Here is a 14,685-nt window from a genome sequence, read left to right as displayed (position 1 = left end):
GCAGTGTTATTAAATAAATACACTGCCCTTTTTTATTGCTTTTTCATGCCTGTATATTCATTATGGAGCATTAATAGTGACTATTGATGATTTTGATTAAAGTGGTGTTTGGCGAAAAACTTCATCATTATGTCGTAAATATCAGGGTAAGCATCGACCAGCTTTTGCGGCGTCTCAAAAAATACCTCACTGAGTACCGCAAAAAATTCCGCTGGATTGGTTGCGCCATAACGATCAAGACCTGATTTATGATGGCTTTGAAAATCCTCAAAATCTCGTGTCATAATTTCAGTCCAGCGCGCAGGATCCATATCGGTTTGCAGTGGTGGAAAGCCGTTGGTACGACCATTTAACATATCAAGCTTATGCACAAACTCATGAATGACGACGTTGTGACCATCGCGCTCCCCTGAGTGTTTGGCATCCTTCCACGACAGAATAACGGGGCCGCGCAACCACGCTTCGCCGCTACGGTGCTGACTACCCTCATGGACAATGCCCAGCTCATCGACAGTGGTAGTTTCACTCTTATAGGAACCAGGATAAATGATAATGGCTGACCAGCCAGCGTACCACTCAAGGCTTAGGTTTAAGATAGGCAGGCAAGCTTGTAAGGCGATAGATTGCCTCACCGCATCGCTAATCTCAAAACCTTGTGCGCCAGTAATTGACTTATCCGCCAAAAACAACGTCGCTAGCTCAAACAAGCGTGTAGCTCGTCCTCATTTAACCGATCAAGTATCACAATACGCTGAGCCGCTTGCAGCCAGTCAGCATGAGTAAATTCGCTATTGTCCAGTATGCGCTGCTCGCGCCAGTCTTTTATCATGCTAAACATATTGAATTTCCTTTAGTTTTGTCGTTAGACTGTGCTTTTTATTATTAGCGTTATGTGTTTTAAGGGGTTAAATGGTGCTGACAATAAGCCTGTGTATCAACTCTCTAACGACAACATATTCATAATCAGCTTAATCAAGGTTTCTTTTTGGTTGGGATCAGATTCAGCGACTAACAAGGTTAATGCAGCAAGCCCGGTATTGTTGATGACCATCTCACCTTTATCATTGAGCAGTCGATTATTACGATGCAAAAAATCTACAAACAAAAAAGCGCCGCTGCGTTTATTACCATCGGTAAAAGGATGATTTTTGACCATAAAGTACAGCAGATGCGCCGCTTTACTCTCGATGGTCGGGTATGCAGGCTCACCAAAGACGGTTTGCTGTAAATTACCCAGTACGCTGTCCAAACCATCACCGCGAGGCTTAGCAAATAGCTCGGTCGCTTCACCTCTATTTATCAGCTGCGCTTTTAAATCCGTCAGCGCTGCCATCGCCTCAGTCGGACTGGGTAAGATACCGCCATCCTCCCCTGAAGGATTATCAAGCAAGCCTTCATCATAACGCTGTAACCATAAGAATGTCTGTGTATAACGGCTGATAATCTCAACCAAGCCGCGTCCTTCATCGGTTTTCAGCTCGGGACTTTGCGCGGTTTTCCTAATTAAATTTAATGCTTGTTGTAGTTCGCTCGAGTTTTTATCAAAGCGCTCTTGATTGAGTGTATAGCCTTGAACCAAGTATTCACGTAGACGTTGGGTTGCCCATATACGGAACTGAGTACCTTTTTTAGAATTAACCCGATAACCCACAGAAATAATAGCATCTAGATTGTAAAAGCGAATGTTACGTCGAACCTGCCGATTCCCCTCTTGACGAACTACCGAGGATTGCTCGGTAGTTGCTTCTGGGTCTAACTCACCTTCTTTATAAATATTTTTAGATGTAATCCTATGGTATCCGAGTCTTTTTCAAACAGCGTCGCCAATTGGGCTTGTGAGAGCCATAGTGTGTCGTGTTCTAAGCGTATCTCTATCTGCGCCTTCCCATCAGCGCTTTCATATATCTCTACTTTTGCTGTTTTATCATTCGTAACACCAGCCATCTTGGTTTTTCCTTAGCTTAATATGCGCGCTTATGCTCAATTCATAAATCATACAGCGACTGCATGACAGAGTACATAACAATAACTATCCTGTACTTGGTGTATCTCGCGGCGAATAACCGAAGTGCTGCTTATAAATACGTGAAAAATAACCTTGATCGGTATAGCCTACTCTATGAGCGACCTCATCTATAGTCACGTAGCTTTTGCTCTTCAAAATATGATTAGCTTGCTTTAAACGCAATTCCTTGACCCAGTCCGAAAAAGTATAAGGTAGCTCAGAAAATAACTTATGTAGGTATCTGGCAGAGATATGACAAGCAGCGACCATCGCTGGAGTTAAAGCGGAGTTTTCTAGATGCAAATAAACGTAATTCTCGATGCGCTTTAGGTGCACCGATTGTATGGACGAGCTGCAACTCATCATCACCTCTTTCGGGGCACTCAATGTCAATACAATAAGATTAAGCAGCTGCTGCTCTAGAATTTTTATCTCCAAGTCACCCAGCTGATTGTTATGAATAAGCGCCAGTATTTGACCAATTTGAAATACTAGCAACCTGCCAGCACCTTCATCAACAGTTAAGCTGCGTGCAAACTGCCGCTCTATAGTGCCCATTTGCGGGGTTAATAGCACTAAAGGCACTTTAATCACATACAGTGATGCTTCGTGCAGATGATAGAACTCATAAGGTAGGCTGGACAGCTCAATAAAGAACTGACCGGGCTTAGACGTTAGCTGTCGACCTTTTTGGGTAAAACGAACGTCGCCTGTCATAGGAAAAGTAATTAAAATACTGTCATCAATATAGCCAGAGCTCTGTCTGCCGCGATTATAGTGCACAGTATTAGCATGATAGTGCGAAACACCTATCTTTAGAAGCTTAGCATGTTGCAAAAAACCAGAAAACTTATTCGGTTGCCTGAAACTAACTTCAAGATCAAAATAAGTCTCATTGATGGTATGTTTCCAATCGAAGGCACCTAAGGTTTGCATGCGATCCGTTGCTGGCATCTCTAACCCTGAGGGGCTTAGAAGATTTTTATTCATTGATAAATCATGTGCAGCGATGTCTTTTGTTTTATCTGCTAGCAAGGTTTGATGAGAGGTATTTTGATAACGATTTGGCTTTTGATTTGCATTCATCCTTGAACACTCAATATATGGTATACAACTGTACTGATATCCTATCAGTTATTCATCAATAATCCTCCTTTATATCATAAAATAAAAAAGGATTTAGGCATTAAATACTCTTTAATGCCTAAATCCTTGAGTTGGTTTTTCTTTATAACCTGCTTTTATAGACTTGCTTTATGCTGCTCGAGTCAGCTTATAAGTTCCAGTCTCATGCAGCTCTGCTTGCCAGCCATTTTTAATGACCACAGTAGTGGTTGGCTCTTGGATAAGCGCAGGGCCTGTGACCAATGCACCAGCACCGAATTTCTCACCGTCATAGATAGGCGTATCAATCCAGTCATAGGACTGATCAAACAGCATCTCGCGGCTACCCGTTTTAGCATTACTGATATCCCCTTCCTGCGGCACAAGGCTCGGTAGTTTTGGCTTACTTATTTTACCAATTACTGATACCTCAATGTTGACCAGCTCGACGTGACTATCACGCTCATCATAAGTATAAAGTTCACGATGGCGATGATGGAACAATTCTAAAATAATGGTGCTGACGCTATCAGCATCGAGCTTACCATTCGGTATCAGCACGTTACATTCATGCACCTGACCAACATAGCGCATCTCCATGGTACGTTCGATGGTGATATCTTCATCTGTAAAGCCATCTTCTAGCAGTTTTTGTACACCCTGCTCCTCAAGCTCTTGTAGCTTAGCATTGAGTGATTGCAATTCTACATCTGGTGCGAGAATCATCATTTGTGTCGCTAAGTAGTTATACTTGATATCAGAGATAATCTGACCAAAGGCACAGAGACAGGATGCGATTTTGGGTATTAAAATAGTTCCAATACCCATCTCCTCAGCCAGAGCAATAATATGCATGCCAGCTGCTCCGCCTGCGCAGACTAGCGCAAAATCCCGAGGGTCATAGCCTTTTTCGATAGTAATACGGCGAATGGCATTAGACATGTTTTGATTAACGATAGCACTGATACCAAATGCGGCGTGATCTAACTCGATGTTTAGCGGATCAGCGATGTGTGTTTGCACCGCTTGTACCGCTTTGTCTTTGTCTAAGGTCACACTGCCACCTAACACCGCATTTGGCTGTAGATAGCCCAATACTAAGTTTGCATCTGTGACGGTTGGCAAGTCACCACCTTTACCATAGCATGCTGGTCCAGGCGTCGCGCCAGCACTCTGAGGACCGACCTCTAGCATACCAAAAGTATTAACATGCCCAATAGAGCCACCGCCCGCCCCTAATGTTTCTACATGAATCATAGGTACGCCAATACGATTACGTAAGAAATCAATATCGCGGTTGAGGCTGGTTCTGCCTGCCTTCGCCATGGTGATGTCAAAAGAAGTACCGCCCATGTCGACCGTGATAATATCGTCAATTCCAAAAGGGTTAGCAATATACAGACCCGCTTGTGGTGCAGATGCTGGCCCCGAGTTAATGGCATTTACCGCACGCTCTCGCATGATACTACCAACTGCAAGCCCGCCATTAGACTGGAAATAACGTACGGGCTGCTCAGCGCCTAACGCCTTAAAGTAGTCGTCAATCTTATGGACATAAGATGCCATAACTGGGCTTAAATAAGCATTTACTAGGGTCGTTGAGGTACGGGTGTATTCCTTAATCTGTGGATATACGTCACTACCACAGCAGACGAATACCCCTGGCATATGCTGTTCAACAAGCTCTTTGGCGCGCTGCTCATGCCGAGTATTACGAATAGACCAGACGAAGGAGATAGCAACGGCCTGCACGTCTTTTTCCTTAAGTGATTTGATTGCATCGAGTACGTCTTGCTCGTTTAGCGGTTCGTGCTCAGTACCATCAGCTAAAATACGACCACGGATAGGGAAGCGGCGGTCACGCGTGGCAATTTGTGGCGCTGGCGGGTAGCTAGCATCATAGCGGTGCCCTTCTTCTTTATGCCCTAAACGTATCTCGATACTGTCTTCATGGCCTGCCGTACATAATAGCCCGACCTTCACCCCTTTCATCTGAATCAAGGCGTTTAGCGCGACGGTCGTACCGTTGATGCATAGGTCGCAGGCTTGAATAATCTCTTCAATAGGACGGTCAAACTGCGTGGCGATTTGCTGTAAACCATTAGCGATAGCCAGGGTGCCATCCTCAGGGGTAGATGGCGCTTTAAATAGATGAACATCACCACTTTTTTCGGCCAAAACAAAGTCAGTAAACGTCCCGCCAGCATCGACGCCAATTCGGAAATCATTTTTCATAAGTCATCCTTAACTCAAATTATGTAATATCATCAGCTAGTTTTGGGTTTTATGCCGTCAGCTTACGACGTAAAGCATCCGTCTCTGCTTCATTGACCGCCAGCGTTTGTGGGTCAATAACCACACCGTACTCAGTCTTAGCCGCTGCTACTGATATGACTCTTTCTTCTACATCTTTTAATACTGCGGGTACAGACCGTACAAACGAGCTGCCATAGCCGCCACCGCCTGGATTGGTATTACGCGCACGGTCACCCGGTTGAATTTCAGTTATTATGTTTTGCTTATGCAGATCAGTGACGCCATCCTTATAGATAATCTCTAGTCGGCCTAACTTAAGCTCAGGTGATATTTGTTCTGCGCCTGCAGCGCCCATTGTCGGATGCTCACGACCTTCTCCAAACGCTACTACCGTCATCTCATGACCTAACGGCTCAACTTCCCATACGGTACCGCAAGCATGCCAGCCGTCCATTTGCTGAGTCGCGCCAGCACCAGAGATAATAGAGGCCAAAATCATAGTGACGTATTGTTCCCCTGTTTTTGGGTCAATACCTGAGATGTTGATACCTGAGGCATGACCCCAGGAAGCAATCACACGATCTGGCGCGGCATCTTCAAATGCCATACGCACGGCATCGGTCAAGGTTTCCATCGGCGTGGTGGTACAGTTGACATGAGGGGCAGGCTCTTTGGCATTACATAGCGTGCCATGCTCACCCAAGTCTACTGTGACACAGCGGTATAAACCTTCGTTGTACGGCGGATCTACTTGGGCAAACATCATCAGCCCTAGCAGTACACCAGACATCGAGTTGCCTGCATAGGAGTTAATGAAGTAAGGTACTTGCGGTGGACTGGTAATCTTGATATGTACATCACTGTCTTTAATCTCAATATCAGCGCTAATGGTCAAATCACCTAAACCGTGACCCGAGTCTTCTAATACTGCTTCGCCATGATACTGACCATCTGGGATAGATGAGATCAATGAGCGCATATGGGTATCAGCCATATTCTTTAGCTCTTCAATCGCCGCACGGACGGTCTCTACCCCATACTTATCTAGCAGCGCAATCATGTTACGCTCGCCGACGGCACAAGCACCATATTGAGCATTAAGATCGCCTTCTTGGTTACGACGAGAACGCATATTACTATGAATTAAATTAATGACATCACAACGTCGAACACCTTTTTCCCATATTTTGATAGGCGGAATGCGCAACCCTTCGGCGTATATTTCTTTAGCGTCTGGATTATATCCTGCCGGCACGGGACCACCGATATCAGTGACGTGACCTTTGCATACTGTCCAAAATACCAACTCGCCTTTATAAAACACTGGCTTATACATACAGCAATCTAGGATATGACTGCCCATCATCACGGGATCGTTGTGATAAATAACGTCGCCTTCATGAATGTCATCACCATAATATTCGGCAACAGCTTTCATGGCTGGCATGAGTGAGCCTAGATGAATAGGAATATCCTGACCCTGTAAAATCATCTCAGGCAGATGATCAAACAAAGCATTACTATAATCATGAGCTAAGTTGAAGACGCTAGAGCGTGCGGTTTTTTCTAGGGTTGTCGTCATTTCGCGCTGTGCCGTTTCTAAGGCACCACGTACGACGGACAAGGTAATAGGATCAATTGAAGTGTGAGCGTTGCTCATGTGAGACTCCTTGTCTAGAAATTTATATCAGAAGATATGAGTGGCTCTGTAAAATATAGCGCCCAATGTGGCCGTCAATACTTAACAATTACACTCATTCTTTATATGGCTGTCATTCATCCTAATGACGAAGCTTTTTTACTATAGCGAGGTTTTTGGTAAATTAATTGGCTGACAGTGCAGAGTTTTTGACTGTGAGTGCACACCTGTATAAATAAGGTTTGTGATTTCAGCTTTTGGAGAGAATGTTAACAATAAAGAGCGTTTGCAATAAAAAAGACAATGCATCGGTTATGATGCACTGCCCTATGAATTTACGTCTTTGACTATTTATTAGTTTAGTTTTAAGTTTACAGCCACACTTAAGCGTATTAAATGTCTGACATCAAGAAAAAATGCCGTCGTCAATAATACAGTCTTAAGCATAATCGTGTGTACCACGAATAGGATAGTTGTTTTCTGGATTTCTGATAAAGGCTAGACCATTTGCCAAGGCTTCCAGCTCAGGTCTAGTAAAAGGAGCGTTGGAGATATCTACAATCTGAATCTCCCCTTCTGTATTGATAACAAACAAGCCGGGCTCTGCAAATGGATGATCGGTTTCTTTCTCTGAACGTGGGTTGGAGATATAAAGACCCAGCATTTTCATTTGTTCAACGGTCAGATCATAGGCGATAGGAAAGCTCACATTTATTTTTTCCAAATGACTTTCTACCTGCTCTTTGCTGTCACCTGAAACAGCGATTACGTCGACACCCGTTTCATTAAATGCTGATTTTAATGTTTCTAACTGATTGAGGTATTTGGTGCAAATGGGACAGTGTTGACCTCGGTAAACAACCACCATTTTCCAGTCATGACCATTTTCGGGCTTGCCCAATAACGTCATGTCACCATTATAAGTGGGTACTTCGATATTGGGGAATGTTGCACCAGCAATGATTTTTGGGTTGTAGTTTGCTTGCATTGTTTCGTCCTTATAGTTTTGAGTTAAAAATATTTAATATCAAATTTGAGTGTTTGCTCAATTTGGTGTGTATTGATACTACAAGTAAAAAGCCGACGGTGAAGTCGGCTTTTTGTTATTAACTTGGTATAAATTGAAAGTTTTTATCTCTGTAGATATATGATGGGTCAACATAGTTGTTTATCAACTAATACTAACCAGTCCGACTCATATGAATATGCTGGCAATTAACAGCGCAGACTAGTTAGCGTTATGACAGAAGCGTCTGGCGTTACCAATGCTGAGCATTATATTCGAGCTCACCCTACTACCAAGCGCATCAATTGGGTACTAATATAGCCACCGAAAGTGCCTACCGCATAGCCCAGAATGCCCAAAAACCCCCAACTGGCGCTAGTGATGGGTGAAACGCAGTTGCGACAATGGGTGCTGATGATGCACCGCCAGTATTGGCATTGGAGCCGACTGCCAAAAAGAAAAACGGCGCACGGATCATTCTAGCCACAGCAAAGATAATGACAACGTGAATGCTCATCCATAATAAACCAATAAGGAGCAGTCGCCACTGCGAGACGATACCCGCAAGATTGATTTGCATACCAATGGCAGCAATCAAGATAAAGATAAATACCGTACCAATTTTGGAAGCGCCCACATGATCAAGGCGACGTATCTTGGTAAAGGAAAAAATTACCCCTATCAAGGTTATAATCACAACCATCCAAAAGAACGAGCTGGCAAAGCTATATTGTACTGCCCAGCTATAGGGTGCAAAAAACCCTGCAATTTGCCCACCAACAAAGTGTGCGACACCCACCATAGCAAAGCATAAGCCAAACATCACCATCAAGTCATTTAAAGTTGCTGGACGAGCATTGTCACGCTCATAATTCTCAACCGCCTTAATCACTTTATCAATACTACTGGTGTCTGCCCTCAATAGCCTATCTATCTTATCGCTATGCTTCGCCAATACCAAGATAGCCAATAACCATAATGAAGCATTGGTGGTATCGACCAAAATCATCATCCCAAATAAATCATCACTGACGCCAAACAATTCCTTCATCGCTGCTTGATTTGCCGCGCCGCCGATCCAACTACCCGCCACCGCCGAAAACCCACGCCATAGCGTGTCATCGGTAAACATCTCAGGCGATATCCATGTAGCGACACCCAAGCTTATTGGACCACTGATAATAATCGCGATACTGGCGGCGAAAAACATGGCGATGGCTTTCCAGCCTAGCCCCAATATCTTTGGTACATCCATCGACAAGGTCATTAACAGCAAACTTGCTGGCAACAGATAAGTGGCAGTAAAGCCATAAATCTGTGAGCCAATACCGTCAGCGAAGACGCCTAAACTATTAAGCGTTGCAGGTATAAAGCAGCACAGCACGATACCTGGCAATACCGCATAAAAGCGCTGCCAGAATTTACCGGGTAATCCTTGGGTATAAAAAACCAAACCGATAATGGCCATAATGATGCCAAAGGCCAATGGCAGGCTATCAATGGTTAAATGAGAAATATCGGGCATCAAATAGCTCCGCAGCACACGATGAATAAAAGCTTGTTAGTATAGACAAGGCGAAAAAAACGCGCAAGCAGCGATCGAATAAACACAAAAAAGCCAGATAACGAGTATCTGGCTTTTTAGTGCTATCTTTAGGCGATCAAGCAATTAATAACTTTAATCACCAAATATAACAGTATTACGAGTTGTTACCACGGTTGCCGCCGTTTGGACGACCTTGGCCACGGCTGTCAGAACGACCTGCTGGGCGACCTTGGCTGCCACTTGGACGACCACGACCTGTTGCAGCACGCTCACCACGTGGAACGCCAGTGCTATCGCCGCGGCTAGGAGCACCAGTGCGCTTGCCTTGATACGGCTTGCCACCTGAACGCTCGTTTGGTTTGCCTGACGTGTCACGTGGCTTACCTTGATAACCGCTGTCATTGCTAGCGCGTTGACCAGTTGATGAGCTGTCACTTGAGCGACCGCGAGCATTAGCAGGATTACCTTGATAGCCACCACCCGCGCGACCACGGCCTTGACCATTACCACCGCCGCCGTTTGAACGACCACGGCCACGACCACGACCATTACCTTTGTTTTCGCTAGGTACATAAGTCTTCTTAGGCTCCATGCCTTCGATGATACATACTTCCATTTTGCGATCTAAGTAACGATTGATAGCGTTTAGCTGTGGACGATCATCCATGCTACACAAGCTGATAGCGATACCAGTACGACCAGCACGACCACAGCGACCGATACGATGGACGTAATCTTCTGTTTGACGCGGCAAGTCATAGTTAATAACGTGCGAGATAGCTGGGATATCTAGACCACGAGCGGCAACGTCAGTCGCTACTAGGATTTTGACCTTGCCATTACGCAAGTCTTGAACGATACGGTTACGCTTGCTTTGTGGCAAATCACCATGTAGGAAGCTGGCTTTATGACCCGCTTCTTGTAGTTGTTTAGCCAGTTTTTCAGTGCTACGTTTGGTGGCAGCAAAGATAATGATCTGTTCCATATCTTGCTGGCAAACGATTTTGTCAAGTAAGCGGTTTTTGTGATCAAAATCATCACAGTAGTACACTTTTTCTTCGATGTGTGCAGATTCTACTTTGATTGATACACGCTCAGGGTTCTTAGTGAAGCTGGCAGCGATTTTACCTACTGGGCCATCCCAAGTTGCAGAACACATAATCGTTTGACGATCAATTGGTGCAGCACGAAGGATGTCACTGATATCATCAGCAAAACCCATGTCTAGCATACGGTCAGCTTCATCAAGTACCAAAATTTCTAGGCTTGATAAGTCAACACGACCAGCATTGATATGGTCAAGTAGACGACCTGGGGTCGCAACGATAACTTGAACGCCTTTTTTCAACGCAGTGATCTGACCATTGTATGGTGCGCCGCCAACTAAAGGTACGCAGAATAGACCACGCATGTCTTTAGAATAAGTACGTACGCTATCATGTACTTGCTGAGCAAGTTCACGCGTTGGCGTTAAGATAAGGGCTTTAGTTAGTTTATCAAAGCTAGTGGCACGGCTTAAACGGTCAAGTACAGGGATAACGAATGCCGCTGTTTTACCACTACCGGTTTGCGCAGACAATAGTAAGTCACGACCTGCTAGAGCAAAAGGAATCGCTTGTGCTTGAATAGGTGTTGGATTGGTATAACCACTGCGATCAAGCGCGGTCAAAATCGGCTTGGCAATGTCTAGTTCAGCAAAGGTAATTTGATCTTCATCAGTCGCGTCAGGAGTAGCCGCTTGATTATTAGTATCAGTATTTGGAGTATCAGTGTTTTCGATGATGCCGTTTTCAGCGGCGATTGCAGATAAAATATCAGTCATGAGAATCCTTGGTAAGTATAAGTTGCTGTAAATTCAGCAAGCTTGATGCATACCACTGATAACCGTTCACCACGCTGCCTTTATTAAAGAATTACCGGACCACATGTAAGTGTCGATAATCAGAAGCCAAGCCAATAAAGCTTAGAGCCTCTACAATAAATGCGTTCGTGCTGTCTGACGTATTTTGGTGGTAGTGCCGAGTGTCTCATCCTTGTTTGATATAAGCGTATTATTAATGCTTTGTCCAAAGCAAATAATCGCGAATAGCAACCAATTTAAACCACATTTATGGTTCGGTAGATAAGATATGAGTCAAAAATAACTGCTATTTTCATTACAGGTTATTTAAGTACACAAAATCATCGGCAACAATTACTTATGGTCATCCTAGACCCAAAATCGCAGGCGATGTTATCAATCTCATAATTCACGAAAGCCTAAGCTAACGTGGCGACGCAGTATAGCACAATAAAATATTATATGTAGCTATTTATTAAATTTCTCGGTAAATAGAGCAAAATTACTTATAGATGTACGCATTCAATATGCTGAGTAATAAGACAATCAGCAGTATTATTGGCGGCTATCGCACCATTTTAACTTCGGTGACATACGTCGGCAGCTGCCACGCACCGCCCGCTTCAATCATACGGCAAAGCCCTGTAGTACTTTCATGACTTTTTTCAAATGCCTTACCTGTCCATATCCAATCAGTCTTGGTTAAACAATCACCGATGCCGCGACCTTTTTGTACGGAAGTGATTTTACCCTTATCATAGCCAGTGGCGTTGGTGGTTATCAATGTCGGTTTATAAGGTTTACTGTCATTGATGACCCAGATGCCTGCACCAGTATTATAAGCGCCCGTCCAGCAATCATGTTGTGCCAACAGCTGTGAGCCGTTCAGTCGGCTCACACGCCATGGTGATTTGTCTGATAGATTGGGACAGTCACTATCCGCATCTTTCATCGTACTTTTCATCAGCGCCGCTAGTTGCGACGATTTCATCACAAACTTTCTATTGTTACTAGCGACGGCTTTCGGATTGGGCGCCACAAAGCGAAGTTTTGGTGCTGACTTGAGTGACAATACAGTGCTATTTGATTTGGCGGCACCATCAGTATTGATAAAGGCAGATGACGTCCCTACTCGACCTTGGGCTTCATCTGCTTTGAGCATGACGGCACTAGCCCCTTTATCAGACAGTTGCCAGCGTGAGTTACGTAGCACTAGCTCAATTTTGCTTGACTTAGTCAGTGCTTCTAGTAGCGCTGTGACTTGTGTTGGGGTCAGGTCAGCATTACCTGCTGCAGTTGAAAAAGGCTTGGTTTCGCCATAGTCTCTACCATTGATGAACAATGATATACGATGACGATTGCCAAGTTGCATCAAGGCTTTAGATGAGCTTTCTTTAGCACCGCCCCTTTACCTTGCCATCCACACCAGCATTTGCACCTGCACGGCGTATGAGCAATACCGATATAGGGAATTCGCTATTGTTTTCTGCTTGATAGCCTGCCAGCCGGCACGTACGGGTATTGTCGCAGACTACCTGCCAGTCTTGATTGGTAAATTCAACGCCATTGCTGGCCATCGTCGCTGTACTAAATAAAGCTGCGCTGATAGCAGCAAACATAGGTAATCGTATTTTATTTTTTATCATCAATAAGAGTATCTTTTTTATTTTTTTAGGATGGGTGGTTAAGTTGGCTTTGTATTGCAATATTGAGTATCGATCAGCATCTATCTGTTGATCGTTATAAATGGCGCTGAGTTTGGTATTGATAACTTTTAATTCGCTAGCCATCGCCTGTCGTGAGAAGTTGATCCGTTTACGGTTATCATCCTTCATAATCATTATCCATCAATATAGTCAATCTTATTTCAATCAGATATTCTGTCTGATTTACTCAGTCTATTATAATAAGTGGCTCTATTCGCCTTGCTGGTGTCCCAGTAATATTAAACCAATCAAATAAGCACTATAGATACCCGCTCATTAAGATGTTATGCTTGAGGTACTCAAGCTATCTTAACGTACTAAGGTTTCTATCTGTTGTACTAATGTATCATTGTGTAAACAGGTAAGTATATCTCTATTTTAATATAACCATATATGAATATAGAATAGCAAGATGTCGGATAAAATCAAGGCTGATAGGCTATTTGCTTATCAGCCTTGATTTTATTAATGCGTCTCTTATCGATAGGTTTAGTCAATAGGCTTTAATGACAGGTCTACGGCACGCTTAACAGCTGGACGTTCAGCAATTGCCTGTGCCCAGCGCTTCACATGCTTGTAGTCATCAACTTGCAGGAACTCGGCGGCATCATAGAGCTTTCCAAGCACCAATTGTCCATACCATGCCCAAATAATCATATCCGCAATGTTATAATCGGCTTCGTTGTCGCCACACATATATGTGCTGTCTTTTAGATGGGTATCCAGCACATCGAGCTGGCGTTTGGTTTCCATAGTATAGCGGTTGATCGGGTACTCTAGCGGTTCAGGTGCATAAGCATAAAAATGTCCGAAGCCGCCACCTAAGAAAGGCGCACTGCCCATCTGCCACATGACCCAAGACAAACACTCTGCCCGTGCTTTGCCAAGTGACAAAGGCATAAATTGGTCAAATTTTTCTGCCAGATACATCAAGATAGCACCAGACTCAAAAAGTGCTATCGGCTCGCCAGCTATATCGGCAGAATGATCAACCAAGGCTGGAATTTTTGAGTTAGGGTTTATGGCTACAAAGCCAGAACCAAACTGCTCTCCTTGAGAGATATCAATTTTATAGGCATCATATTCAGCACCTTTAACACCAATCTCGGCAAGCTCTTCTAACAGGATATTAACCTTGACGCCATTTGGCGTATTCAACGAGTACAGCTGTAATGGCGCAGCGCCTACTGGCAGCGCTTTCTCATAGCGCGCACCCGCTGTTGGGCGATTGATACTAGCAAACTTACCACCGTTTTCTTTGTCCTGCGTCCAAACCTTTGGTGGTACATATTTATCGTTTTGCCCATCGGTATGATTGCAACCTTTGTTATTTTCCTGACTCATAATATATCCTCAATTTATCTTTATCGTATTGTTGATGCTTCTACTTATATCGTCGGTAGTCAATCCAATCTCATATGATTGAGATGAAATTAACTATACTGCATATCTGTTGGCTTAAGTCGTTAGCGAGGGTTTACTATAACGATAACTAACCCTGATATTAAAGCCCTCTCTTGTAAGCAGTGTTAATATTATTATCTCTAAACACAGAATTCTATAACCTCAACCGCCAGCCGTTA

The 14,685-nt window shown here is 43.9% G+C and carries 13 protein-coding genes; all 13 read right to left on the bottom strand.

Annotated elements, in window-relative coordinates; translation table 11 throughout:
• Nucleotides 1-80 precede the first annotated feature (80 nt).
• Nucleotides 81-707: a M90 family metallopeptidase gene (locus G7Y90_RS12160; protein WP_250162475.1), complete on the bottom strand. Its 627-nt coding sequence runs from the start codon at nt 705-707 to the stop codon at nt 81-83.
• The gene (locus G7Y90_RS12155; RefSeq protein WP_250162474.1) at nt 695-838 is read right to left on the bottom strand and encodes a hypothetical protein; all 144 of its coding nucleotides are present in this window, start codon (nt 836-838) and stop codon (nt 695-697) included. The genes G7Y90_RS12160 and G7Y90_RS12155 overlap by 13 nt, the downstream gene beginning before the upstream one ends.
• A gap of 96 nt (nt 839-934) precedes the next feature.
• On the bottom strand, nt 935-1,684 hold the full coding sequence (locus tag G7Y90_RS12150; protein ID WP_250163987.1) for a type II toxin-antitoxin system death-on-curing family toxin: 750 nt from the start codon (nt 1,682-1,684) through the stop codon (nt 935-937).
• Nucleotides 1,685-1,752: 68 nt separating this feature from the next.
• Nucleotides 1,753-1,944, bottom strand: a complete 192-nt coding sequence (locus G7Y90_RS12145) for a virulence RhuM family protein (protein ID WP_250162473.1) — start codon at nt 1,942-1,944, stop codon at nt 1,753-1,755.
• 85 nt (nt 1,945-2,029) lie between these two features.
• Nucleotides 2,030-3,091, bottom strand: coding sequence for a helix-turn-helix transcriptional regulator (locus G7Y90_RS12140; RefSeq protein ID WP_250162472.1), 1,062 nt, complete (start codon nt 3,089-3,091; stop codon nt 2,030-2,032).
• A 168-nt stretch (nt 3,092-3,259) separates the two neighbouring features.
• Nucleotides 3,260-5,344 carry a caprolactamase subunit alpha gene (gene capA / locus G7Y90_RS12135; RefSeq protein ID WP_250162471.1) on the bottom strand — a complete coding sequence of 695 codons (2,085 nt, stop codon included), beginning with the start codon at nt 5,342-5,344 and terminating at the stop codon, nt 3,260-3,262.
• Nucleotides 5,345-5,393: 49 nt separating this feature from the next.
• A complete protein-coding gene (locus tag G7Y90_RS12130) occupies nt 5,394-7,025 on the bottom strand; it encodes a hydantoinase B/oxoprolinase family protein (protein WP_201560862.1) in 1,632 nt (543 codons plus the stop codon).
• Nucleotides 7,026-7,443: 418 nt separating this feature from the next.
• A complete protein-coding gene (locus tag G7Y90_RS12125) occupies nt 7,444-7,992 on the bottom strand; it encodes a peroxiredoxin-like family protein (RefSeq protein ID WP_250162470.1) in 549 nt (182 codons plus the stop codon).
• 352 nt (nt 7,993-8,344) lie between these two features.
• Nucleotides 8,345-9,535 carry a DUF819 family protein gene (locus tag G7Y90_RS12120; protein ID WP_250162469.1) on the bottom strand — a complete coding sequence of 397 codons (1,191 nt, stop codon included), beginning with the start codon at nt 9,533-9,535 and terminating at the stop codon, nt 8,345-8,347.
• Nucleotides 9,536-9,710: 175 nt separating this feature from the next.
• Nucleotides 9,711-11,378, bottom strand: coding sequence for a DEAD/DEAH box helicase CsdA (csdA, locus tag G7Y90_RS12115; protein ID WP_201560864.1), 1,668 nt, complete (start codon nt 11,376-11,378; stop codon nt 9,711-9,713).
• A gap of 583 nt (nt 11,379-11,961) precedes the next feature.
• Entirely contained in the window at nt 11,962-12,768 is an 807-nt protein-coding gene (locus tag G7Y90_RS12110; RefSeq protein WP_284143873.1) for a DUF1176 domain-containing protein, read from the bottom strand.
• A gap of 22 nt (nt 12,769-12,790) precedes the next feature.
• Nucleotides 12,791-13,231, bottom strand: coding sequence for a DUF1176 domain-containing protein (locus G7Y90_RS18030; protein WP_284143736.1), 441 nt, complete (start codon nt 13,229-13,231; stop codon nt 12,791-12,793).
• Between the two features lie 360 nt (nt 13,232-13,591).
• Nucleotides 13,592-14,446, bottom strand: a complete 855-nt coding sequence (gene yghU / locus G7Y90_RS12105; protein ID WP_201560865.1) for a glutathione-dependent disulfide-bond oxidoreductase — start codon at nt 14,444-14,446, stop codon at nt 13,592-13,594.
• Nucleotides 14,447-14,685 lie beyond the last annotated feature (239 nt).

Origin of the sequence: Psychrobacter sp. WY6 (assembly GCF_018448495.1) — a bacterium.
In the GTDB taxonomy this organism is placed as follows: Bacteria; Pseudomonadota; Gammaproteobacteria; order Pseudomonadales; family Moraxellaceae; genus Psychrobacter.
Note: the sequence above shows the minus strand (reverse complement) of the source record. Positions and strands in the feature narration are given on the sequence as shown.